The sequence below is a fragment of the Gemmatimonadota bacterium genome (assembly GCA_030747075.1).
Taxonomy (GTDB): domain Bacteria; phylum ARS69; class ARS69; order ARS69; family ARS69; genus ARS69.
Map to the genome: position 1 here is coordinate 76,685 of JASLLL010000005.1, position 22,754 is coordinate 99,438.

The following is a 22,754-nucleotide window of genomic DNA, read 5'->3' on the forward strand; positions in this document are numbered from 1 at the left end:
TGGTGAGAGATGCCGGAGAATGACTCACGCGCTACCGCAGCGGTGGCACTCCTGCCTGCAGGATGGTTCATCGGCTGCGCGGTCGGGATGGTGGGCGGCGCCGTCGAGGCCGCCGTCTCCCCCCTTGCGGAAACATGGCGTATCCCGTGGATCGTGGGAGCGGACGGACTCGCGGGCGGCGTCTTCGGGCTCCTGGCCGCCATCGCCCTGCTTCCGGCCCGCCCCCTCAGCAGGTGGGGAGCGCCCGCGTCGGGCGGCATCCTTCTGGGCGTCACCGTCTTCCCGGGGCTTCTGCTCACCCTCGGCCTCCTGGTCAATCGAGTCCTTCTCGCCGGGACCCACTTTCTCAGCCTCGCCAGCCTCGCGGCGGATGCTTTCGCCGCACTGGTCGCCATCGCGCTCTCCCTTTGCCTCGGCCGGTCGGTGAGCCGAACCCTCGCGCGCAGGCCCCGTCCCCTGCCCGGGCTCGCTGCGGCACTTGTGTCTGCGGCACTCCTTGCGGTCCTTCACGAACTTCCAGTTCGCGCCGGGCAGTCCGGGGAAACCGCTCCTTCCGACCTTCCCCCGATCGTTCTTGTCTCCATCGATACCCTCCGTCTCGACGGCCTTTCCACCGGCGGCGATCCCCGCCCGACCTCTCCGGAGATCGACCGACTCTGCCGCGAGGGGCTTTTCTTCCCGGACGCCACCTGCGTCTCGCCCGGATCGGCCGCGTCCCACGCCGCGCTCCTCACCTCCCGCTACCCGGTCTCCAACGGCGTCTGGGCGAACTTCACGGTAATGGACTCCTCCGTCACAACGCTGGCGGAGGTTCTTCGCGACCGCGGATACCGCACCGGTGGATTCGTGACGAACACTTTCCTCGGACGCCGCTTCGGATTCGCTCAGGGGTTCGAATGCTATGTGGAATCCGGCGTGGTGGAGGCGCTCGGGCATCCGGGGCGCGCCGCCTTCCGACGCTCTCTGGTCCTGACGCAGGTCTTTGACCGCGTCCGGAGTCGGTTCTCGCCCGGCCACGATCCCAGCTTTGAGACCGCGCTGGCCTGGCTGGGCGAAGACGAGACGCCCCCCTTCCTCTTTCTCCAGATCATGGATGTCCATTCTCCCTATGTCCCCCCCGCTCCCTGGGGCGCCCGATTCGGCGCACGACGCGAAGGCGACGGAAAGGGACCGGTGAACCGCTTCGGGTGGCGTCCCTCCGAAGAGGCGTACGCCGCGGAAATCGGCTTCGCCGACGCGAAGATCGGGCGGCTGCGTCGCACACTGGAGGAACTTGGCATCCTGGAGGACGCCGTCATCTTGTTGACTTCCGACCACGGCGAGAACCTGCTGGATCATGAACCGCACTTCTCGCACGGGCGGACTCTCTTCGATTCGACGCTCCGCGTGCTCGCTTCCATCCGCGCACCCGGGCACGGCGTTCGCCCAGCCATCGACGGGCGGACCTTTGAGAATGTCGATGTCCTGCCGACCATGGCGGATGTGCTGGAGGAGAGTCCGCATCCGCACTGGGAGGGCCAGTCCGCACGGCGCCCGTCGCCGGGCGCAAGGTGGGCCGTGTCGCAACTGAAGCACGATTTCGCCATGCGGACACCGAGTCGGAAGATCATCTTCCCGGACGAAGGCGCACGACTCCGCTTTCGTCTCGAATCCGATCCCGGAGAGCAGGCACCCACCGCACCGTTCCCCGATGAAGACGCGCTTCAGGATTCGCTGGACGCATGGATCCGCTCCCACGCGACGGATCTCTACCGAAAGGGGCCGCGTGCCGTCACGCCGGACGAGATGTCCCCGGAGACCGTCGAGAAGCTCCGCACGCTGGGCTATATCCACTGACCGGAAAACTCCCCGCGTGAGGACTCCCTTCGGTACAATGTTCCGACGATTCGCAGATGATTCCCCAACCCTCTGGAGCGATGACCATGCCTGTTCGTTTCGCAGTGACGGTTCTCCTCGCCGGTTTCCTTCTGACTTCGTTCGCCTTCGCGTCGCAGCCCACGCTCCAGATCAGCCTGTCGCCCGAAGACCCGGATCTTCGCTCGGGCGCGCGCCCGGATGAAGGACCGGTCGAGTTCTTCCTCTTCGCCACGGGGGATTCCATTCGAGGGGTTCAGTTCGGCATCCATGTTTCCGGCGGCGAGTTTGTGGACTATCGCATCAACTCCCGGGCCGGGTGGCTCGCTCTTCCCAAGGCCGATGCGTACCCCGGCACCATCATGCAGGCCGTCAGCCAATGCGTGGAAACACCCATCTTTCTGGGCTCCATGACGGTGCTTCCCTCCGGGGAGGGTGAGCCCGTGACGCTGAATGTCATCCCCGACCTCATGGGCGAAGTGGCCGGGTTCCTGCGCTGCGACTATTCGGTCACGGAGGGAATCTTCGCGTCCCCGGCGGTCTATGGCGGAGACGCTCCCGACGCGTACCATGTGATCGGGGAGTCCGTACCGGTGACTCCGGGTGTTGAGACCCGCCGGGCGATGGGCATGGACGACAACGCCGCATCCGGACAGAGCGCAAAGAAGAAGGGCAAAGCCGGGAAGAGACGCGAGAAGCGGCCCGACAAGGACGAAGATGACGAGGACGATGATGACGAAGATGACGAGGACGCGGATCCCGGCGAGTCCGCGGATCACGACAGCTCGGACTGACCCGCGTTAGCGGAGCGTTCTTGCCACGCGCTCCACCACCGCGCACGACTCCGCCGGCGGCGACATCGATTCGCCGCCACGCCCCGCGCGGACGGCCAGCATTTCGGCCACGATCGACACGGCAATCTCCGAGGGCGTCTCGGCCCCGATGTCCAGCCCGACCGGAGACCGTACCGCCTCCAGCGCATCGGCCGGGACTCCCTCGGCGAGCAATGTCTTCCGCAGTTCCTTCGCCTTCCTCCGCGAAGCCACGACCCCCACGAATGCCGGAGTCCGATCGTCATGCAGGATGTTCCGCAGGCAGGCTTCATCGGTCTGATGGCAGCGTGTGACCACGACGAGGAAATCACCCTCCTCCACCGGGAAGTCGAGCGCCGCGTACCCCCCATCGGCCAGCACGACCTCGTCCACGAAGTGAAAACGCTTCTCGTTCGCAAACTCCTCGCGGTCATCCACCACCACGATCCGGAATCCGGTGTCCCGTGCCAGCTGCGCGATCGGCACGGCCAGGTGTCCGCCCCCGTAGATCACCAGGCGATCGGGCGGACCGTGGACCTCCAGAAACACCTCCACCTCTCCACCGCAGGTCATGCCTGTCGCATCCTCGCCCACCGGAAGAAAACGGTATCGGCGAATCCGGGACTCTCCGTCAGCCAGCGCTTGCTTCGCGTCCTCGATGGCCAGCGCCTCAAACGGACCGCCGCCCAGCGTGAAGTCGATTTTCCCCCCAGGGCGCACCAGCATCCGGGTTCCGATCTTCCGGGGAGTGGAGCCGCTGGACCGAATGATGGTGGCCACGACGAAGCTCTTTCCGTCGCGCAGGTACTCGAGGGTTTTCTCGTGACACTCGTGCATTCGCTTCTCCCGGATCGACGGTTGCGCAGGAGCATCCTCAGCGTGCCAACCGGGCGATGTCAAGTGGGCGCATCAACGCATGCGGATGATCTTCTCGGTTCGCGTCACTCCCCCTCCGACGAATCGCACGAAGTAAACGCCCGCCGGAGCGGCCCGCCCTCCGGAAAGCGTCCCGTCCCATGCCACCCGATGAGAGCCTTCCGTGCGCTCGCCCGCGAGGAGGACGGTCGCGAGGCGCCCCGCGGCATCGTAGACCCGTACCGACACGACCGCCGGTGCGGGCAGTTCCATGCGGAAGAGGGCACCGTCGCGAAACGGATTCGCCCCGGCCACCAGGAACGAAGCGGCGGGAGGCGCGGTCGGCGGCACCGGCGCGGAGACCGCGATCGAAGTGGTCGTCGCGGTGTCGGACACTCCGGGGGAGTAGTTCGGGATCTCGTCCCGGGAGAAGGCCGCGTAGTGGTAGAGCGTCCCCGGCAGAAGCGGGCCGTCGGAGAGCGGCAGGCTGGAGTGGTCGGCATCCCCCGCTGACACCACGACGACGCCGGGGACGACTTCCTCTCCTTCCGTGTAGCTCGTTCCCGCTACCGGGGTCCATGCGACAGCCGAGGCCGCGCGCACCACCAGAGTCCCCGCACGGTCGGTGTCCCCGGGCCGAATCCAGGTAAGCCCGACGGTGGTGTCGCTGGACGCGAACGCCGTCAGCAAAGCCGGGTCCGCCGGAGACGCGCTGTCGAATCCCACCAGCGAATACACCTGCGGCCCCTGCGGGACGGAAGTTCCCACAACGCGAGCGCTCCATGCTCCGGGTTGGGGAGCAAGCACGCGAACCTGCTCCATGTTGTCCAGACGGTTCTGCCCGGTACCCGCCGGAGAGAGAGGGGCCGCCGGGTCCGGAACGAACGGCAGGTAGGTCGTTCCGGACGGACCCAGCAGCTCCAGATCGAGATCGTTCACGAGCGTCGTCTCGGCGAGTTCAGCACCCGGGGGATCATCCCACGCCAGGGTCAGCGCCAGCGTGTCCAGTCCCGACGGGATGTGGAAGGACCACAGGTCGGCGATTCCGTGGTCGACCGAATCTTCCACCGTCGTCGCGGTCCTCAGTTCCCGCATACTGAGGTCGATGTCGATCGCACCGTACCCGAACCGATAGTCCGGCCCGGGGAGGTATCGGTCCTGCGCAAACCCCGCCAGCAACGCCTTGAAGGTGGAGGGAAGCGGAGCCCCCGGAAGACGCGCCTTCCAGTCTTCCAGGAGGAGCGCAATGGCTCCCGTGACCGCCGGCGCGGCCATGCTCGTTCCGCAGAGCACGGAGTATCCCCACCCGGCCATCGAAGTCGACTTGATGCCGAAGTCCCCGGACTGCTGGCACCCGGAGGCCGTGACATCCGGCTTTACGCGCCCGTCATCCACCGGTCCCCATGAAGAGAACGGCGCTATGGTCCCCGCGTCGGACTGGTGCGCTCCCACCGTGATCACATTCTTGGCGGTCGCCGGAGGAGGCAGGCTCCAGTAGCCCCCTGTCGTGTCAAGGCCGCAGTCGCCGTCGTCGCGTTCGTTTCCGGCGGCGAAGACCATGGGGATCGCTCGTCCAAACGCGCCGCGCACGACAGCGTCAAACTCCGGCGCCTCTCCCGAGTAGTCGCCATAGTCCCCGCAGTTCCCCGGGGATACCGGATAGACCCACGAGTTGTTCGACACATCGATCTCCAGGAGTGCAATCGCCGGGTCCAGTTCCACGAGAACCGAGTCGTAGGTGAATGCGACCAGCGAGGCCTCCGGGGCCATGCCCATCCACTGCAACCCCCCGCCCCCTTCGGCCTGGCTGTTCGAGCCGTCCCCCACGAGCGTCCCGGCCACATGCGTGGAGTGCTGCATGACCGCGGCGCCCGACTCGCCGGTGATGATGCGCCCACCAAAGTCGACATGCGTCGTCTCCGGGACGCCCCCGTCCCACATCCCGACCAGCACCCCTGCCCCGCTGTACCCGGCCGCATGAACCGGAGCCACCCGCGCGTCCGCCCGGACGCCGTTGTTCGCGGGAACGGGCAGAGGCGGCGCGGGTTCCACCCATCGCACGGCATCCACTCGAAGGAGTGCGTCCAGCGCGTCCGCGGGAAGATAGATGTCGACAATCCCGAGCGCGGGGATCTCGGCCCGAATCACGCCGTCCTCTTCCCGCACCCGCGTGCGCACCGAAGATGCGTTCGCGTCGGCGAAGACCTTCACCCGGAGCGCACTGCGCCCCCACGGATCCTCCGGGTCCGAAACCGGAGGTTCGAGGAGAAGTCCGGGCGCGCAGCGATCCTCCCTGCGCAGCTCCCAGACCGCGCGCGCCTCTGCCGGGGCCTCACTGCGCGCGAGTTGCGCTGCGGGAAGGGACGCGAGCCACAGATCCCCGTCAATGGGCCGAAGAAGCCGGAGTCCCGACTCGCCTGCCCTACGGCCCGCCGCGGACGACGCCTCCACGATGACATGAAGACGCGCGTCTTTCCCCCGTTCCACAAGAACGGATGCCGCCCGAACAGCCAGCCGGGGCTCGACCAGTTCGGAGGATTTGTGGAGCGACCGGGAACGCAACCCCGCATCCGCGGGCCGTACGGGGAGCACGGCCGCGAGAAGAAGAACGCCAGCGGCCAGCGCCGGGCGCGAGAGAAGACGAGAACAGTGTGTCATGCGCAAGCGAAACCACCCTTATGCACGAAAGAGGCCAGATGGCCCTTCGTGGTACACGGGAAGTCACCGCGCCCCGGACCTGTCTATTATCGGCTCTCATTCCTCCTGATTCAAGCCCCGGACCCGGGTGCGGTGCCAAAGCTGGATGGAACGCCACTTCGCTCACCCCCGCGCTTCCCGATTGCCCATTTTGCCCGGGCACAGTATCAATGGCCGTTGTGCCAATCCGGATTCGCGGCAGACGAGTCGCCTTTCCGGGCGACCCCGGCCTCATCCCGGCCCGGGTCCCTCGGACTTCCGGTGAAAGCGGTAGTCACCTCAAGAACGATGGAGTCCCCATGAGTCGGCGAAAACTGGTCACGATCGACGGGAACGAAGCGACCGCATCGGTCGCCCACAGGATCAACGAAGTCATCTCCATCTACCCCATCACCCCGTCTTCCCCCATGGGGGAACTCTCCGATGAGTGGTCCGCACTCGGGCGGAAGAACATCTGGGGGATCGTGCCGGAAGTGATCGAGATGCAGTCGGAAGGCGGTGCGTCAGGCACGGTGCACGGGTCGCTCCAGGCCGGAGCCCTCACCACGACCTTCACCTCTTCGCAGGGTCTCCTGCTCATGCTCCCGAATATGTACAAGATCGCCGGAGAGCTTACTTCGGCCGTCTTCCATATTGCCGCGCGAACCATTGCCACGCATGCGCTGTCCATCTTCGGAGACCACTCCGACATCTACGGCGCACGCCAGACCGGGTTCGCCATGCTGGCCGCCGGCTCCGTTCAGGAAGCGCACGATTTCGCGTGCATCGCCCAGGCCGCCTCGCTCCGCTCGCGCATTCCCTTCCTGCACTTCTTCGACGGATTCCGAACCTCTCACGAGACCGCCAAGATCGAGGAACTCACCGACGAAGACCTGGCCACGATGATCCCGAACGAACTGGTCCAGGCTCACCGGGACCGGGCACTGTCCCCGGACCATCCAGTGCTGCGGGGGACCGCTCAAAACCCGGACGCCTTCTTCCAGGCGCGCGAGGCCATCAACTCCTTCTACGCCGCCTGCCCCGGCCTTGTGGAAGAGACCATGCGGGACTTCGCCTCTCTTACGGGGCGAGCATACAGCCTCTGCGACTATGTCGGGCACCCGGATGCGGAGCGGGTGGTCGTCCTCATGGGGTCCGGCGCAGAGACGGCCCACGAACTCGTGAACTGGATGACGGAGAGGGGCGAGCGTGTCGGCGTTCTGAAGGTTCGCCTCTATCGCCCCTTCCCCGCCGAGCAGATTCTGGCCGCTCTCCCCGCGTCCACGAAGTCCGTGGCCGTTCTGGATCGGGCGAAGGAACCCGGGGCCACCGGCGAACCGCTCTATGTGGATCTCGTCACCGCGCTTGCGCAGGCCCGCGCCGAAGGAAACTCTCCCTTTGAATCGGATCCCGTCCTGGTCGGCGGACGCTACGGCCTGTCGTCCAAGGAGTTCGATCCCGCAATGGTGCACGCGGTCTTCGAAAACCTCGCGGCGGATTCCCCGCGCAATCACTTCACCGTCGGCATCGTGGACGATGTGACCCACACTTCGCTCCCGGTCGATGATGACTTCGATATCGAGCCGGACGATGTCTTCCGCGGAGTCTTCTTCGGACTGGGTTCCGACGGAACGGTCGGCGCCAACAAGAACTCCATCAAGATCATCGGGGAAGGGACGGACAACCACGCGCAGGGCTACTTCGTCTACGATTCCAAGAAGGCGGGTGCCGTCACCATTTCCCATTTGCGCTTCGGCCCGCGCCCGATCCGTTCCTCCTATCTGATTCGCTCCGCACAGTTTGTCGCATGCCACCAGTCTGTCTTTATGGAATCCCAGGACATGCTGGAATACGCGCAGCCGGGCGCCGTCTTCCTTCTGAATACGCCCCACCCCCCCGACAAGATCTGGGATGAACTCCCTCGGGAAGCCCAGGAGTCCATTCTGGAGAAGAAGCTGCGCTTCCACTGCATCGATGCCTACACGGTGGCCCGGGACTCGGGAATGGGTCGGCGGATCAACACCATCATGCAGACATGCTTCTTCGCCATCTCCGGGGTACTCCCCCGCGATGAGGCCATCGACCGCATCAAGGATGCCATCCGCACGACCTATGGCAAGAAGGGCGACCAGGTCGTTCAGTTGAACTTCGATGCGGTGGACCGCACGCTGGAACACCTCCACGAGGCCGTCGTTCCGGAGAGCGTCACGGCCACGAGGACCCGCCCGCCCATCGTCTCCTCCGACGCGCCGGACTTCGTGCAGCGCGTCACCGCGCTGATGATCGCGGGCAAGGGTGACCTCCTTCCGGTCAGCGCCTTCCCTGTCGACGGAACCTGGCCGCTGAGCACCACGAAGTGGGAGAAGCGGAACATCGGCCGGGAGATCCCCACCTGGGATGAGGACCTCTGTATTCAGTGCAACAAGTGCGCCATGGTCTGCCCGCACGCCGCCATTCGCGCCAAGGTCTTTGATCCCGCCCACCTCGACGGCGCTCCGGAGACATTTCTTTCGGTAGACTACAAGACGCCGGACTTCCAGGGCTTCCGCTATACCATTCAAGTGGCACCTGAAGACTGCACCGGGTGTACGCTCTGCTCGCGGGTCTGCCCGGCCAAGGACAAGGAGAACCCGGAACACCGCGCACTGGACATGGTGCCCCAAGCGCCGCTGGTGGCCGCTGAGGGAGAGAACTTCGACTTCTTCATGGAGATTCCGGATCCGGACCGCACGAAGGTCCAGCCCGGCGTCAAGGGTGCCCAGTTCCTCCGCCCGCTTTTCGAGTTCTCAGGCGCGTGCGTGGGGTGCGGGGAGACGCCGTACGTCAAGCTGCTCACCCAGCTCTTCGGCGACCGCTGTCTCATCGCGAACGCCACGGGTTGCTCTTCCATTTACGGCGGAAACCTCCCGACCACGCCGTTCACCACCGACGCCGATGGGCGCGGGCCGGCCTGGTCCAACTCGCTCTTCGAGGACAACGCGGAGTTCGGACTCGGGTTCCGCCTTGCGGTGGACAAGACCCGAGATCTTGCACGCGAGCTCCTCGGCCAGATGGAGGCCGAACTCGGCGGCCGACTTGTCGGCGAACTCCTCTCGGCGGATTCTTCGGACGAAGCGGCGCTTCAGGCGCAGCGGGCCCTTGTGGACGAAGCCCGCCGCAAGCTGGATACGCTGGACAGCGCCGAAGGAAACCGCCTCCGCCCGCTTCTCGACTATCTGGTGCCCAAGTCCGTGTGGATCGTCGGCGGAGACGGGTGGGCGTATGACATCGGATACGGTGGGTTGGACCATGTTCTCGGCGTCCACAGAGATGTGAATGTGCTCGTACTGGACACCGAGGTGTACTCCAACACCGGAGGACAGGCCTCCAAGGCCACGCCGCTCGGCGCCACCGCCAAGTTCGCGATGAGCGGGAAGTCCATCCCGAAGAAGGACCTTGCGCAGATGGCGATGGCATACGGGCATGTCTATGTGGCGCAGATCGCCTATGGCGCCAAGGACACGCAAACGGTAAAGGCCTTCCTGGAGGCGGAGTCCTATCCCGGCCCGTCGGTGATCATTGCCAACAGCCCCTGCATTGCGCACGGGTACGGACTGGAGGACAGCCTCGACCACATGGAAGCCGCGGTAAAGTCCGGGTTCTGGCCGCTGTTCCGCTTCGATCCGAGGCGCATCGCGTTGGGCAAGAACCCTCTCATCATGGACTCAAAGAAGCCGTCCATCTCTTTCGAGGAATACGCCATGACGGAGACGCGCTTCCGTACGCTGCTGCAGTCCAATCCGGAGAGGTCGGCGGAGCTGATTGCCAGCGGGCAGAGGGAGATCAACGCGAAGTTCGACCTCTACCAGCAGCTTGCGCGCATCCGATACGATGCGGCGGGGAGTGCGGAGGACGCCGGTCAGGGTTGATCGAATCAGCCGGGGGGGGCGGCTCCCTCTCCGGCCCGGTCGCCAGTCAGGTTGCGCTTCGCCAGGATCACAAGGGTGCGGTCATCCGCCTCGATGTCCGCATCCTCGCCCCGCGGGCCGCCTCCGGTCAGTTGGGCCGGTTCCATCTCACGGAGGATCCGATCCGGCAGTTCGGCGGCGGGCAGGTTTCGGTGCTCCTTCGCAAGGCGCAGCAACTCCTCCGTTCCGCGGGATGCCCCGTCCCCGCGCGGATCGTCAATCAGCCCGTCTGTGAACAGAAGCACCCGGTCGCCCGCTCCGAGATGCACCTCCCCCCGCTCGTATTCGGCTTCGGGAAACGCGCCCAGGAGGAGCCCCCCCGCTTCCATGGAATCCACGCTCCCGTCCCGGCGAACCACCAGCCCCGGTTCGTGTCCCGCATTGGAGTAGACGAGCGTTCCCGTTGCCGGATCGTAAACGGACACCAACGCCGTCACAAAACGATCCGCGTCGAGTTCCGCAGCCAGTGACCGGTTGACCACGGACAGAACGCGACGCGGGTCATCCGAAATCCGGAACGCCGCCCGAACTTCCGCGCGAAAGCCCGCCATGATGAGGCTTGCGGGGATTCCGTGGCCCGAGACATCGGCGATCAGCACGGCCCAGCGGCCATTCTCCATCGGCAGGAAGTCAAAGTAGTCGCCGCCCACATCCGAGGAGGGATCGTTCCTTCCGGCGAGCGTGTGTCCCTCCACCGCGGGCGTGGTGTGAGGGAGCAGCGTCCGGTGAATGTGGCGCGCGACCCGCAGTTCCTCCTCCAGAGCACGCTTCTTGCGAACTTCCGCATACATCCGCGCGTTCCCGATGGAGATCGCCGCCTGATCCGCGAAGGCCACCAGTCGATCCAGATCCCGCGTGCCGTAGGCCGCCGCGTCGTCGCTCTCGAGATTCAAGATGCCGATGACGCGCCCTTCCGTGCGAATGGGAATGGCCATCTCCGAGCGCGTCGCCTTCCGTGCGTTGACATAGCGCGGATCCGCATGCACATCTCCCACGGCCACTCCCTCTCCCCGGTCCGCCACCCACCCGAGAATCCCGTGCCCGACCTTCAGGCGCACTTCATCGAACCGCTCGGGGGCGTATCCGCGAAGCTTCTCCCGGCGGATCTCCCGCGTTTCATCCCGAATGAGGAAAATGCCCGATGCATTCGACGGGACCAGTTCTTCCAGCGCATCCAGGATGGCGTCCAAGAGTTCGTCCAGATCCAGTTGAGCGCTGATCTTCGTCCCGATGTCCCGAAGGAGCGAAAGCTCACGGATTCGCCGCTCCAGATCCCGGGCCAGACGAGCATTGTCGAGCGCAACGGCCAGGTGGTCCGCAAGCGCGGCCAGAGCGCCTTCGCTCCCGAGAACGCGTGGCGGTGGCTCTTCGCGAAAAGCGACCTCCAGACTTCCAAGCACCCGATCGAGCCGCTTGAGAGGGACGGCGATCCGCACGGCCGGGGGTGATCCGAGGATTCGCGCGGAGGCCCGTGCGCCCGGAGCATTCGGGTCCCGCTGAACACCGCGCTCGCCGCTCAAGAGCACTCGTTGAGTGAGACGCGAGGAGTCCAGCGCCATCCCCCGCGCTTCCGCTTCTCCGCGCAGAAGGAAGTGGGCCGTCTCCCCCTGTTCCCGCTGCGTCACAAGAAGCGCACCGTCGGCCCGCATCACACGGAGAGCCAGTCCCAGCGCACGACGCACCAGCCGTTCGTGATCCAGCGAAGCGTCGAGGAGCTCACCCGCTTCGGCGAGCGCGGTCAGCTCCTCTACCTGCCGCAACGCCCGGCGAAGCCGGGCCGCCTCATCCGGGTTTTCCTTCACGACCGGCCTCTCATTCGACGAACACCCGGTCCTTCCCGTCGAACGGGGGCGAGAAGACGCTGACCACCTCCATCGGCCCGTCCAAAACACTGAGCGCATGGACCGTGCCGCGTGGAATCAGGAGGATCGACCCCGGCCCGACGGAGAGGGTCTCTTCGCCCAGACGCATCACTCCGCTTCCGGCAAGGATCACGACCGTCTCGTCATGGGTACGGTGCAGATGCGCCGCGACTTCGGAAGCGATCGTCAGGTGCGTGCAATCCGCAGTGCGGTGAGCACCCACGGGGCGGGCCGTGATGTTGGCGTGTGCTTCGGCGGGTACGCCCGGGTCGGCATGCCAGGCCACCGGCGCCGATCCTCGCGACGAAGCCATACGCCCCGCCAGCCACATCCCCGCGAGAGTCATGGCCCCCGCCAACGCGAGTGCCAGCAGGATTCGTGTGCGCGATGTGTGAAGAGTACTCATGATTCGCCTCCTTCCCCGACTGCCGCACAGCGTAGCCTATCATCGAGGAAAGGGCACTCCCCGGCCGCGTTGACTCCCCGCCGGAGGCGTGCCAGCATCCCCCCGGATCCGCCTACCACTCCGTTCCGGAGGCTTGCTGTGAACGCACTCCTGCTTGCCCTTCTTTCCGCAGCCGCTTTCCTGGCCGCAAACCGCTTCTACGGCGGCTGGATCCGCCGGGTTCTCCTTGAGGTCGACGAGACGGAACTGACGCCCGCGGTCCGCCTGAATGACGGCGTCGATTTCGTGCCTACGAGACGGGCCGTCGTCTTCGGCCACCATTTCGCGTCCATCGCGGGCCTCGGCCCGATTCTCGGCCCGGCCATCGCCGTCATCTGGGGCTGGGTACCGGCCGTTCTGTGGATCGTGTTCGGGACCATCCTCATCGGAGGCGTTCAAGATTTCAGCGCCCTGGTGCTTTCGCTTCGAAATGACGGGCGGTCCGTCGGTGATATCGCAGGCGAGATTCTGGGCCGCCGCGCACGGATCCTCTTTCTGGTCATCATCTACTTCCTGATGTCGCTGGCCATGGGCGTCTTTGCGCTGGTGATCGCAACGCTCTTCACGGCGGCTCCTGACGCGGGCCTCCATCCTGAATCGCATCCGGAAGCCGTCCTTCCCGTGGCGATCCTTCTGGCCATCGCGGTCCTCATGGGACTTGCGCTCTACCGCTGGAAACTCCCCTTCGGTCCTGTCACCCTCGCGGGCGTCGCGCTGTCTTTTCTGGGCGTTCTCTGGGGGCAGGCGCATCCCGTCACGGGAGTCGTCCGGGAGACCTGGATCTTCGTGCTGCTCGGGTACGCATTCGTGGCATCGGTACTGCCGGTCTGGCTCCTTCTTCAGCCTCGCGACTACCTCAACTCCTTCCAGCTTTACGCCGGGATGCTGCTCATGTTTCTCGGCCTCGCCGTGTCGCGGCCCGAGGTCGTCGCCCCGGCCATCAACCACGCCCCCACCGATCTCCCGCCGATCTTCCCCTTCCTCTTCATCACCGTGGCCTGCGGGGCGGTCAGCGGATTCCACAGCCTCGTCTCTTCCGGAACGACCGCGAAGCAGATCGCGCACGCGCGCGACGCGCAGACGCTGGGCTACGGCGCCATGGCCACCGAGGGAATGCTGGCGATTCTGGCTGTTCTCGCCTGCACCGCCGGACTCTCCTCCTCGGCTGAATGGCACGCGCACTATACCGGTTGGCAGGCCGCGGGCGGCCTCGGCCCGAAGGTCGGCGCCTTCATCACGGGCGCCGCGACCTTCGTCCATTCGCTGGGAATCCCCATGGCCACGGCGACCGCCTTCACCGCGGTGGTCGTCGTTTCCTTCGCGCTGACCACACTCGACTCCGCCACGCGCCTTCTCCGCTACAACATTCAGGAACTGGCCCGTGCGGCCGGGCTCCCTCCCGGACTGTCCAACCGCTATCTCGCCTCGCTGGTTGCCGTGGCCTCCATTGCCTTCTTCGCGCTGCTGCGTATCGGGGGGAAGCCCGCGGGGATTGTTCTGTGGGAACTCTTCGGCACCACGAATCAGCTTCTCGCCGCGCTCGCGCTCCTTACCGTTCTCGTCTGGCTGGTTCGGCGGCGGCGTCCCGCGCTGCCCGTCGCTCTGCCCATGATCTTCATGTTCGTGATGACCCTCGCCGGGATGACCATCAAGATCCGGCACTTTTACGCACAGGAAGCATGGCTCGTCTTCGGCTTCGGACTGGGTCTGGGAGTGCTGGCGGTGTGGCTCGCGATCGAGGGAGTGCTGGCGCTGCGACGCGCTAGCTCGTCCGCCGGGCGACCAGGCGAAGCCGCGCTGCCGTCTCCACCACGGTAAAAAACCAGCCCAGCGCCGCACCCACGACGGCTCCGCCGAGAATGTCCAGCGGGTAGTGAACGCCGCAATAAACACGCGACCATGCCACGACGGCGGCCAGCAGGAGAGACGGCCACCACCCGCGAAAGCGCAGAGAAAGAAATACTCCGGCGGCAAAGGTGTTGGCGGCGTGGGCCGAAGGGAACGAGTAGTCGTGGGCGCCGATCAGCTTACGGACATCATCCAGTTCCTTGAAGGGCCGGGGGCGCTCGAACCACGGTTTGATGGCGTCGTCCACGAGAAGGTCCGTCGCGGCGACGGCCACGATGGCGAAGAGAATCCCTACGCGCGTGGATCCACTCCCGCGCGCCAGGCCCACCAGAAGCAGCACGACCAACGGTATTCGCCAGTGGTCAAAGTCCGTCAGATACGGCATCACGACATCCAGCACGGGATGCGTCCATGCCTCATTCATGAGACGGAACAGGTGCTCATCGAGGGCGAGAAGTGCGTTCATCGTTCCCCTTCACTTCGGGTCCACCATGGAGACTCCCAAGCCGTCTCACCGTCGGCCAGCACGACCCGCACATACAACCACGGCGACGCCGGCCTGTCTCGCCCCTTCAGGAAACGCCGCGTCACCTGCCGCCCTCCGCCCCGCCGGCGCTCCACCACGCCGTCGGTCCCGACCAGTTCGATTCTCTCCACCGGTTCAGGCGAAACCACACGAATGCGAAGAGCGCCCGCGGGCCATGCATCCACGACCCTCCCGGGGAGGACGCCTCCCCAGTCCGTATCCAGCAGAATCCGCGCTCCTGTCGTCCCGTAGACATGGCGGTCCCGCATCGCGTCCCACACCGCCTCACGCGTACACGCAGCGGCGCGAAATGCCACCAGCCCGTGAGTGGCCGCCCCCGCGGATCGATGCCCCGGGTGCCCGTCGTGAGTATCTCCCGACGCCAGAAAGCCCAACCGGTGTCCTGCATCCAGCGCGGCACGCACAAATCCCTCTGGAACCGGATCGTAGATCATCCCCGGAACTCCCGGTGCCTCCGAGGACCCGTGGATGGAACAGATCTCCACCACCGTTTCCATGTCGTCCGGTGAGGGCACGCTCCAGTCCACCGCGATCGGACCGCCACCCGGATGGTGCGGAATGGTCATGGCCCCATACGGCGCGACCCGTTCCCAGAGTTCCTGCGGGGTGTCGCTGGCCGCGTCCCGATGCTCATAGACGCGCCCCTCCACGCCCGGGAAGTAGACATTCCGATGGCCCCAGGTCCACGAGGTCCACTCGTATCCGAGAAGCGTCGCGAACCGCCCGGGATCGTAGGCATTCTGCGTGGCCTGCCTGACCATGGCGAAAGCGGCTTCGTCCAGCGGAGCCACGCCGTGGGCGTCGTGATCCGTTACGCACGCGACATCCAGTCCGGCGACATCCCGCGCAAACTCCAGCAACTCGCGGGGAGAGCCGGTGCCGTCCGACAGCGCGGAATGACAGTGAATGTCGCCCCAGAGGAGATTCCGGAGCGAGGAGTCCCGCTCCACCAGAAGCAGGTCTCCCTGTCCGCGCAAGGCTCCCGAGCCCCCATTCAGCACGGCGTGGATTCGCAAGAGACCGGCCTCGCGGACGAGCAATCCCACGCCCGCACTCCTTCCCCCGGGAGTCACGCCGACATCCTCCGCTCTCGGGAGATCGGCGGACTCCTCGCCGGGGTGGGCGAGGTCTGTCGTGAAGACCGACAGCGTCCCTCCGGGAAGCACGGCGCGATTCCCAAAGCGGTCCAGAGCCGAAACCCGTACGGAAACGCGGGCTCCTGGTTCCACCACCGCCGGAGCGGCGAGCGTCAGTCGCACCGCCTCCGCCGGGAGGATGGCCAGCGTCGGCGCGTTCTTCACCGTCGCAAAGACACCATCCGCATCGGCGTCCGTCTTGATGAGAAGTTCCTCGAATGCTTCCGCGTAAGAGTCGGCCCGCGCAAGACTTCCCGGGTGCCCCCCGCTCGTGTCACCGTAGACGAAACGGACCGTGTCCCCTTCCGCGAGGCGGCCGCGGTCCAGTAGGGCCACCAGACTCATGGGGGGTGCGCCTTCGTGGAGGGTGAGCGTCACATCCTCCCGGGAGCAGGACACCGTGGTAAAACCGGCCGCACCCGGTGGCGCGACTCTCGGCGGAGACCAGCCCCAGAATGGGGACACCTGGAGGACGACCCCGCCCCCTTCGGCCATCCCCGACTCCCCGGCCACCCAGTCCACCGTCCACGATCCCCGGGAGCCCGCAACCACGGGATCCTCCGGGAGAATCCGCACGACTCCCTCGCCGTCACCTCCCGAGTTCACAGGAAGGGTGCGGTCTTCGTCGCAGGCATTCAGTAGAAACAAACAGAGACCGCCCGGAAGCAGGAAACGAACCCCGCTCCGGACGGTCCCGGTCACTCTCGGCATGCGCGTCAGACGCCCGCAGCCACGCCGCGCTTTTCTCGGATCCTGCGTGTCAGTTCGGGGAGGATCTTCAACGCATCTCCCACCAGACCATAGGAGGCGGCACGAAAGATGGGTGCCGTCTTGTCCTTGTTGATGGCGACGATGGTCTCGGAGGTCCTCATCCCGGCCAGATGCTGAATGGCTCCTGAAATCCCGGCGGCAATGTAGAGATTCGGGCGAACCACCTTGCCCGTCTGCCCCACTTGGTGCGGGTAGCTGATCCAGCCGGCGTCCACCACGGCCCGGGTGGCCCCCACGGCGCCGTCCAGCGCGTCCGCGAGTTCCTGAACAAGCTGGAAGTTCTCCGCGGACTGAAGCCCGCGCCCTCCAGCCACGATGACCTCCGCGTCGGAGAGGTTCACCCCTTCGCCCTCTTCCTTGCGGAACTCCAGGATTTCCACATCGTTCGTCTCTTCCGGGAAGGAGATGCTCTCCTCCACGACGGGTGGAGGATCTCCTGAGCCCGCGCCGGGATCCGCATACGCCTTCGGGCGCACCGAAATCACCGCCGGTCCGCCGCCCGGCCACTCGACGGTCTCCAGGAGTCTTCCGCTGTACACGGGACGCACCGCCTGAACGCCCGACTCTCCGACTTCGACCGACACGCAGTCCGCCGCGACCCCGGCACCCAACCGGGCTCCGAGCGACGCCGCGAACTCATGGCCGTTCGCCGTCGCGCCCACGAGGACCGCCAGCGGTTCCGCCTTCCCGACCAGCGTCCCCGCAGCCTCCACATACGCGCGGGCCCGATACCGCTTCAGTTCCGGAGCGGACACCGCAATCACGCCGTCCACGCCCAGCCCCGAAAGACCCGGCACGACCGCCGCAGCATCCTCGGCAAGAACGAGCGCCGTAAGGCTCCCGCCGGACGAATCCGCAAGGGTCCTTCCCAGTCCCAGCACCTCACGCGTGACAGGCTGGACGACCCCTTTCCAATGTTCTGCAACCACCCAGATATCTTTCGACATGATTGGCTCCCCCGCCTAGATCAGCTTGGCTTCGGCCAGCCGGGCCACCAGCGTCTCCGCCAGTTCCTCGGGCTCGCCCTGCAGCAGTTCTCCACCCGGTCGCGCCGGAGGAATGCTCATGCCGGTGACCTGCGTCCGGGACGCGGCCTCCACTCCCAGATCTCCCGCGCCCCATTCCGTCACCGGAGCCCGCGAGGCCTTTCGGATTCCCAGAATGGATGCGAAACGGGGTTCGTTGCTGTCCTTGGTCATGGCGAGAAGCGCGGGCAGGCGGCCCTTCACCACCTGAAGCCCCCCTTCCAGCAGGCGCTCCACGCAGATGGTCCCGGCCTCCTGGTCGATTTCGTCCACGCGGAACACCTCGGTCAGCAGCGTCATACCCAAGCGCTGCGCCACCATGGGCCCCGTCAACGCGGTGTTCGTGTCGATGGTCTGCCGCCCCACGAAGACCAGATCCACTTCGCCGACCTTCTCCACTCCGGCGGCCAGTACCGCCGCCGCACCCGAGGCATCGAGCCCCTCGAACGCATCGTCCTTCAGATGCACGGCATGGTTCGCCCCCATGGCCAGCGCCTCGCGAAGGCTCTCCACCGCCGTCTCCGGGCCCAATGTCAGGGCCGTGACTTCCCCACCATGGGATTCGCGCGTCTTCAACCCCTCCTCGATGGCAAAGTGGTCATACGGGTTGGTCACCGACTTGGAGTCCGACTCCACACTTCCGGCGCCCCCGGCTTCCCCGCGAATCGAGGGGGCTTCCGGGACCTGCTTGATCAGCACCACAGACTTCATTCCAGCATCCTCCTGCATGAGCAACCCGCCCCGTGCTCCCGTCAGATTCGCGGGAGGACGACGCCGGTCTGGGCCTGGTACTTCCCCTTCTTGTCTGCGTAGGAGACCTTGCAGACTTCATCCGCTTCCAGAAAGAGCACCTGCGCGATGCCCTCATTCGCATACACCTTGGCCGGCAACGGCGTCGTGTTGGAAATCTCCAGCGTTGCAAAGCCTTCCCACTCCGGCTCGAACGGCGTCACATTCACGATGATGCCGCAGCGCGCATAGGTGCTCTTCCCCACGCAGACGGTGATGATGTTCCGCGGGATTCGCATATACTCCACCGTCCGGGCCAGCGCAAAACTGTTCGGCGGAACGATGCACACATCCGACTCCACCTCCACCAGTGAAGAAGCGTCGAAGCTCTTCGGATCCACGACGGCAGAGTTCACATTCGTGAAGATGCGGAACTCATCCGCGACGCGAATGTCGTATCCGTAGGATGAGACGCCATATGAAATCACGCCTTCCCGCACCTGCTGTTCTTCAAAGGGTTCGATCATTCCCTGCTCGCGCGCCATGCGCGTGATCCAGGCATCGTTCTTCACCGGCATGCGTGGCTCCCTCTCTATGAGTCCGTCGGGCCCGGAAGCCCCGGAGGCACCGGACCGTTCGCGGCAGCGGCCGCCTCTTCCGCTGCCGCCAGTTCGGCAGCCTCGGCCGCAGCCTGTCGACGGTCTGCGAGTGCCGTGGCCTTCGCGGACATGATCTTCCGCACGGCCTTCCCGACACCTTCCACGAGTTCCATGCCCACGCGGGCCTGCCCTTCCCGCGTCATCGACCCGATGTGCGGCAGAAGCAGTGTCCTCGGATGGGCTTTGAGCCGATCCAGCGTCTCACCGGGCGGCTCCACCGCGTAGGTGTCCAGCGCGCAACCCGCCAGATGTCCGCTCTCCAGGAGGTCCGCAAGCGCGACCTCGTCCACCAGCCCTCCCCGGCCGAAGTTCAGGAGGAACGAACCCTTCTTCATGGCCTCCATCTCTTCACGACCCATGAGGCTTCCGGTCTCATCCTCCAGTGGCACATGGAGAGAGACAAAGTCCGCGCGGCTCAGCACATCTTCCAGCGTATGGAGATGCACGCCCGCGACATGGCTCTCATCCAGATAGGGATCATAGGCGACGGCACGCATCCCGAACGCCTGGGCCATCCGCGCCACTTCTCTCCCGATCCGACCGAAGCCGATCACGCCGATGAGCTTCCCCTTCACTTCCATGCCTTCGAATCTCTTCCGGTCCCATTCTCCCGAGCGAACGAGCGCGTCCGCGGCGTGAATATTCCGCGCGAGATCCAGAACCGCTCCCAGCGTGAGTTCCGCCACGGAGACCGTGGTTGCGTCCGGTGTGTTCACGACACGAATGTCCCGCTCCGAAGCGGCGTCCATGTCGATATTGTCCACGCCGATCCCGGCTCTCCCGATGACCTTCAGCCTGCGTGCCGCCTGAATCACCTCGGCGGTCACTTTCGTCCCGCTGCGAACGATCAGCACATCGGCGTCTTCCACTCGGCCGGGGAGGTCTTCGGGGGCAACGCCCAGTCTCTCCTCCACAGCCCACCCCGTCTCCTCTTCCAGGCGACGGATGGTCTCCTTCGTAATCCGGTCCAATACGACAATTCGCTTCATCAGCACAACCCCTGGATCTCATCGATCCACATCAGCAGTTCGTTGACATCATCCATCCGGATCTCTCCCATGTGAGCGATCCGGAAGGTCTCGTTTTTCAACCGTCCATATCCGTTCCCGATGACTACGCCCCGTTCCGCCAGAGCTTCATTCAAGCGGGCAATATCGATCCCGCGGGTGTTTCGTACCGCGGTCAATGTGATCGACTCCGTTCCTTTCTCGGGAAAGAGCTCGAAATGCTCCCGGGCCCACTGCTGCACCCGGCCCGCCATGGCCCGGTGCCGGGCTTCCCGGACCGGCATCGTCTCGGTGAGGATCCGGTCGAGCTGGCGATCGAGCGCGTAAAGATGAGAGATCGAGGGAGTGGTCACTCCCTGACGCTTCCGGAACGCATCATAGTGCCTGACGAAGTCGAAGTAAAAGCCTCTATTTTCGACTTCGCGAGCCCTGTCCACCGCCCGATCGCTGACAGCCATGACCGAGAACCCGGGCGGAACCGCCACCGCCTTCTGCACGCCCGCGAGGAGCCCGTCCAGGCCGAGTGCGTCAAAGTCGATGTCCACCGCCGCCAGAGAACTCACGGCGTCCACGAACAGGAACACCTCCGGATACTCCTTCACCACGGCCGCAATCTCCGCCAGAGGATTCATCACGCCTGTCGAAGTCTCGTTGTGCGTCAGGAGAACCGCGTCATAGTCTGACGAACTCAGCGCATCGGCGACCCGATCCGGCCGAACCGCCTCGCCCCAGGAGAACTCCAGCCGGTCCACCGGGAGACCGTTCATCTTCGCGATGGCTTCCCAACGGTCGCCGAAAGCACCGCAGCTCACAGCGAGAATTCGCTTCGTCGACCCGTTCCGCACACACGCCTCCATGAGGCCGGTGGACGAGGAGGTCGAGAGGAAGACGGGGCTTTTCGTGTGGAGCAACCGCTGGATCCTGCGAATCACCCGTTCGCCGAGCTCCGTAGCCTCCTCCGACCGATGCCCCACCGGCGGGCGGGACATTTCTTCGCGGATGTCCGGCAGAACCTCGGTCGGCCCCGGAATGAAGAGTCGCTTGTGCATCCGTATCTCCCGCCCCTCTACAGCGTCGGGAAAAGCTACCAGCGCACCCCTCTCCGGGAAAGGCCAAAGCCGTCAGTTCGGCTGTCTTGACGCGCACACGGCGCCCGGCTAGGCTGCCGCACGGTGCCGCAATGGACGCACACCGGGCATCCACGGAGGGGGCCTCATGATTCACACGGACATACTCGACCTCGTGGGGAACACTCCCCTCCTGCGCCTGGGCACAATCCCGCGTGAGGGCGACGCCGAGATCATCGTCAAGCTGGAGTCCTTCAATCCGGGCGGCAGCGTCAAAGACCGCATCGCGGTCCGCATCGTGGACGACGCCGAGGAGAAGGGGCTTCTGAAGCCCGGCGGCACGGTCGTGGAAGCCACCAGCGGAAACACGGGCGCCGGACTGGCGCTGGTCTGCCTTCGCAGAGGATACCGGGCCATCCTCGTCATGCCGGACAAGATGTCGCAGGAGAAGATCCGCTATCTGAAAGCGCTCGGAGCTCAAGTGGTCATCACACCCACGGCGGTCCCTCCGGATGACCCGAGAAGCTACTACTCCGTTTCCAGCCGCATTGCGGAGAGTACGCCCAACGCCATCCTCGCCAACCAGTACTTCAACCCGGTGAACCCGGAGACCCACTACCGTTCAACCGGGCCGGAAATCTGGGAGCAGACCGATGGCAAGCTCGACTACTTCGTCACGGGCATGGGAACCGGCGGGACCATCACCGGAACGGCGCGCTTTCTCAAGGAGATGAATCCCGGGATCCAGATTGTCGGCGCGGACATCGAGGGTTCCATACTGGAGGAGTACTTCCGAACGGGTGAGATCGGCGATTCACACCCTTATCTGGTCGAAGGCATCGGCGAAGACATGGTCCCCGGAACGCTCTCCATGGACAACATCGACGACATCATCACGGTGTCGGACCGGGACTCCTTCATCATGGCCCGGCGACTCATGCGCGAGGAGGGACTCTTCGTGGGCGGGTCATCCGGGACGGCTGTCGCGGTGGCCGCGCAGCTGGCTTCCCGGATCGGCGCGGACAAGCGAATCGTCGTGCTGATCCCCGACCACGGAGACCGCTACCTCTCCACATTCCACGGCGACGAGTGGATGATCGAGATGGGCTTCATGGACCCCGATTCACTCACCACCGCAGAGGTTCTCGCGGCCAAGCCGAACGCTCCCACCGGACTCGTGCAGGCGACGCCCGACGAGACCGTGCGGGAAGCGCTGGAGCGAATGCGCGGGACGGGCGTTTCTCAGGTCCCGGTGATCGACAAAGGCCGCGCCGTGGGGTCTCTCGAAGAAGCCCTGGTCATGGGATGCGTACTGGACAACGCGTCGATCCTGGAGGAACGCGTCTCCACAGTCATGGGCGACGCCTTCCCGGAGGTCGCGTCCACCGAACCCGCCGAATCCGTACTTCACCATCTCTCGGAGCGACGCGCCGCGGTCCTGGTGAAGGCGAGCGGTAACGAGTTCTCCGGCATTCTCACCCGTTTCGACTTCCTCAAGTTCATTCACGCCTGAC

Annotated in this window: 16 protein-coding genes; 5 read left to right on the top strand and 11 right to left on the bottom strand. The window is 65.4% G+C overall.

Features of this window, described 5'->3' with window-relative positions; translation table 11 throughout:
- Positions 1-9 precede the first annotated feature (9 nt).
- Together QF819_03035 and QF819_03040 are read left to right on the top strand one after the other, a co-directional pair.
- Positions 10-1,836 (top strand): sulfatase, encoded by a 1,827-nt coding sequence (locus tag QF819_03035; GenBank protein MDP6802134.1) that lies wholly within the window; start codon positions 10-12, stop codon positions 1,834-1,836.
- A gap of 80 nt (positions 1,837-1,916) precedes the next feature.
- Complete coding sequence (locus QF819_03040; protein ID MDP6802135.1) at positions 1,917-2,648, top strand: hypothetical protein; 732 nt, start codon at positions 1,917-1,919, stop codon at positions 2,646-2,648.
- A 6-nt stretch (positions 2,649-2,654) separates the two neighbouring features.
- Here QF819_03040 and QF819_03045 read toward each other — a convergent pair whose 3' ends face one another.
- Together QF819_03045 and QF819_03050 are read right to left on the bottom strand one after the other, a co-directional pair.
- Positions 2,655-3,503 carry an XdhC/CoxI family protein gene (locus tag QF819_03045; protein ID MDP6802136.1) on the bottom strand — a complete coding sequence of 283 codons (849 nt, stop codon included), beginning with the start codon at positions 3,501-3,503 and terminating at the stop codon, positions 2,655-2,657.
- Between the two features lie 72 nt (positions 3,504-3,575).
- Positions 3,576-6,179 (bottom strand): S8 family serine peptidase, encoded by a 2,604-nt coding sequence (locus tag QF819_03050; GenBank protein ID MDP6802137.1) that lies wholly within the window; start codon positions 6,177-6,179, stop codon positions 3,576-3,578.
- 338 nt (positions 6,180-6,517) lie between these two features.
- Here QF819_03050 and nifJ point away from each other — a divergent pair, with 338 nt between their 5' ends.
- Entirely contained in the window at positions 6,518-10,105 is a 3,588-nt protein-coding gene (gene nifJ / locus QF819_03055) for a pyruvate:ferredoxin (flavodoxin) oxidoreductase (GenBank protein ID MDP6802138.1), read from the top strand.
- A gap of 5 nt (positions 10,106-10,110) precedes the next feature.
- Here the strand turns inward: nifJ and QF819_03060 are convergent, their stop codons facing one another.
- The gene (locus tag QF819_03060; GenBank protein ID MDP6802139.1) at positions 10,111-11,946 is read right to left on the bottom strand and encodes a SpoIIE family protein phosphatase; all 1,836 of its coding nucleotides are present in this window, start codon (positions 11,944-11,946) and stop codon (positions 10,111-10,113) included.
- A 10-nt stretch (positions 11,947-11,956) separates the two neighbouring features.
- The gene (locus QF819_03065; GenBank protein MDP6802140.1) at positions 11,957-12,412 is read right to left on the bottom strand and encodes a cupin domain-containing protein; all 456 of its coding nucleotides are present in this window, start codon (positions 12,410-12,412) and stop codon (positions 11,957-11,959) included.
- 138 nt (positions 12,413-12,550) lie between these two features.
- On the opposite strand from QF819_03065, the gene QF819_03070 reads away from it, so the two are divergent.
- A complete protein-coding gene (locus tag QF819_03070) occupies positions 12,551-14,269 on the top strand; it encodes a carbon starvation protein A (GenBank protein MDP6802141.1) in 1,719 nt (572 codons plus the stop codon).
- Here QF819_03070 and QF819_03075 read toward each other — a convergent pair.
- From QF819_03075 to QF819_03105, 7 genes are read right to left on the bottom strand one after another with little or no spacing between them, the layout of a single operon-like run.
- Positions 14,214-14,765 (bottom strand): phosphatase PAP2 family protein, encoded by a 552-nt coding sequence (locus QF819_03075; protein ID MDP6802142.1) that lies wholly within the window; start codon positions 14,763-14,765, stop codon positions 14,214-14,216. The genes QF819_03070 and QF819_03075 overlap by 56 nt on opposite strands.
- Entirely contained in the window at positions 14,762-16,693 is a 1,932-nt protein-coding gene (locus QF819_03080; GenBank protein ID MDP6802143.1) for a CehA/McbA family metallohydrolase, read from the bottom strand. The genes QF819_03075 and QF819_03080 overlap by 4 nt, the downstream gene beginning before the upstream one ends.
- Positions 16,694-16,698: 5 nt before the next feature.
- Positions 16,699-17,700, bottom strand: a complete 1,002-nt coding sequence (locus tag QF819_03085; GenBank protein ID MDP6802144.1) for an electron transfer flavoprotein subunit alpha/FixB family protein — start codon at positions 17,698-17,700, stop codon at positions 16,699-16,701.
- Positions 17,701-17,715: 15 nt separating this feature from the next.
- Positions 17,716-18,489 carry an electron transfer flavoprotein subunit beta/FixA family protein gene (locus QF819_03090; protein ID MDP6802145.1) on the bottom strand — a complete coding sequence of 258 codons (774 nt, stop codon included), beginning with the start codon at positions 18,487-18,489 and terminating at the stop codon, positions 17,716-17,718.
- 41 nt (positions 18,490-18,530) lie between these two features.
- Complete coding sequence (dcd, locus tag QF819_03095) at positions 18,531-19,085, bottom strand: dCTP deaminase (GenBank protein MDP6802146.1); 555 nt, start codon at positions 19,083-19,085, stop codon at positions 18,531-18,533.
- A gap of 14 nt (positions 19,086-19,099) precedes the next feature.
- Positions 19,100-20,155: a hydroxyacid dehydrogenase gene (locus QF819_03100; GenBank protein ID MDP6802147.1), complete on the bottom strand. Its 1,056-nt coding sequence runs from the start codon at positions 20,153-20,155 to the stop codon at positions 19,100-19,102.
- Positions 20,155-21,222, bottom strand: a complete 1,068-nt coding sequence (locus tag QF819_03105; protein ID MDP6802148.1) for an alanine--glyoxylate aminotransferase family protein — start codon at positions 21,220-21,222, stop codon at positions 20,155-20,157. Before QF819_03105 ends, QF819_03100 begins: the two co-directional genes overlap by 1 nt.
- Before the next feature lie 166 nt (positions 21,223-21,388).
- On the opposite strand from QF819_03105, the gene QF819_03110 reads away from it, so the two are divergent.
- On the top strand, positions 21,389-22,753 hold the full coding sequence (locus QF819_03110; protein MDP6802149.1) for a pyridoxal-phosphate dependent enzyme: 1,365 nt from the start codon (positions 21,389-21,391) through the stop codon (positions 22,751-22,753).
- Position 22,754 lies beyond the last annotated feature (1 nt).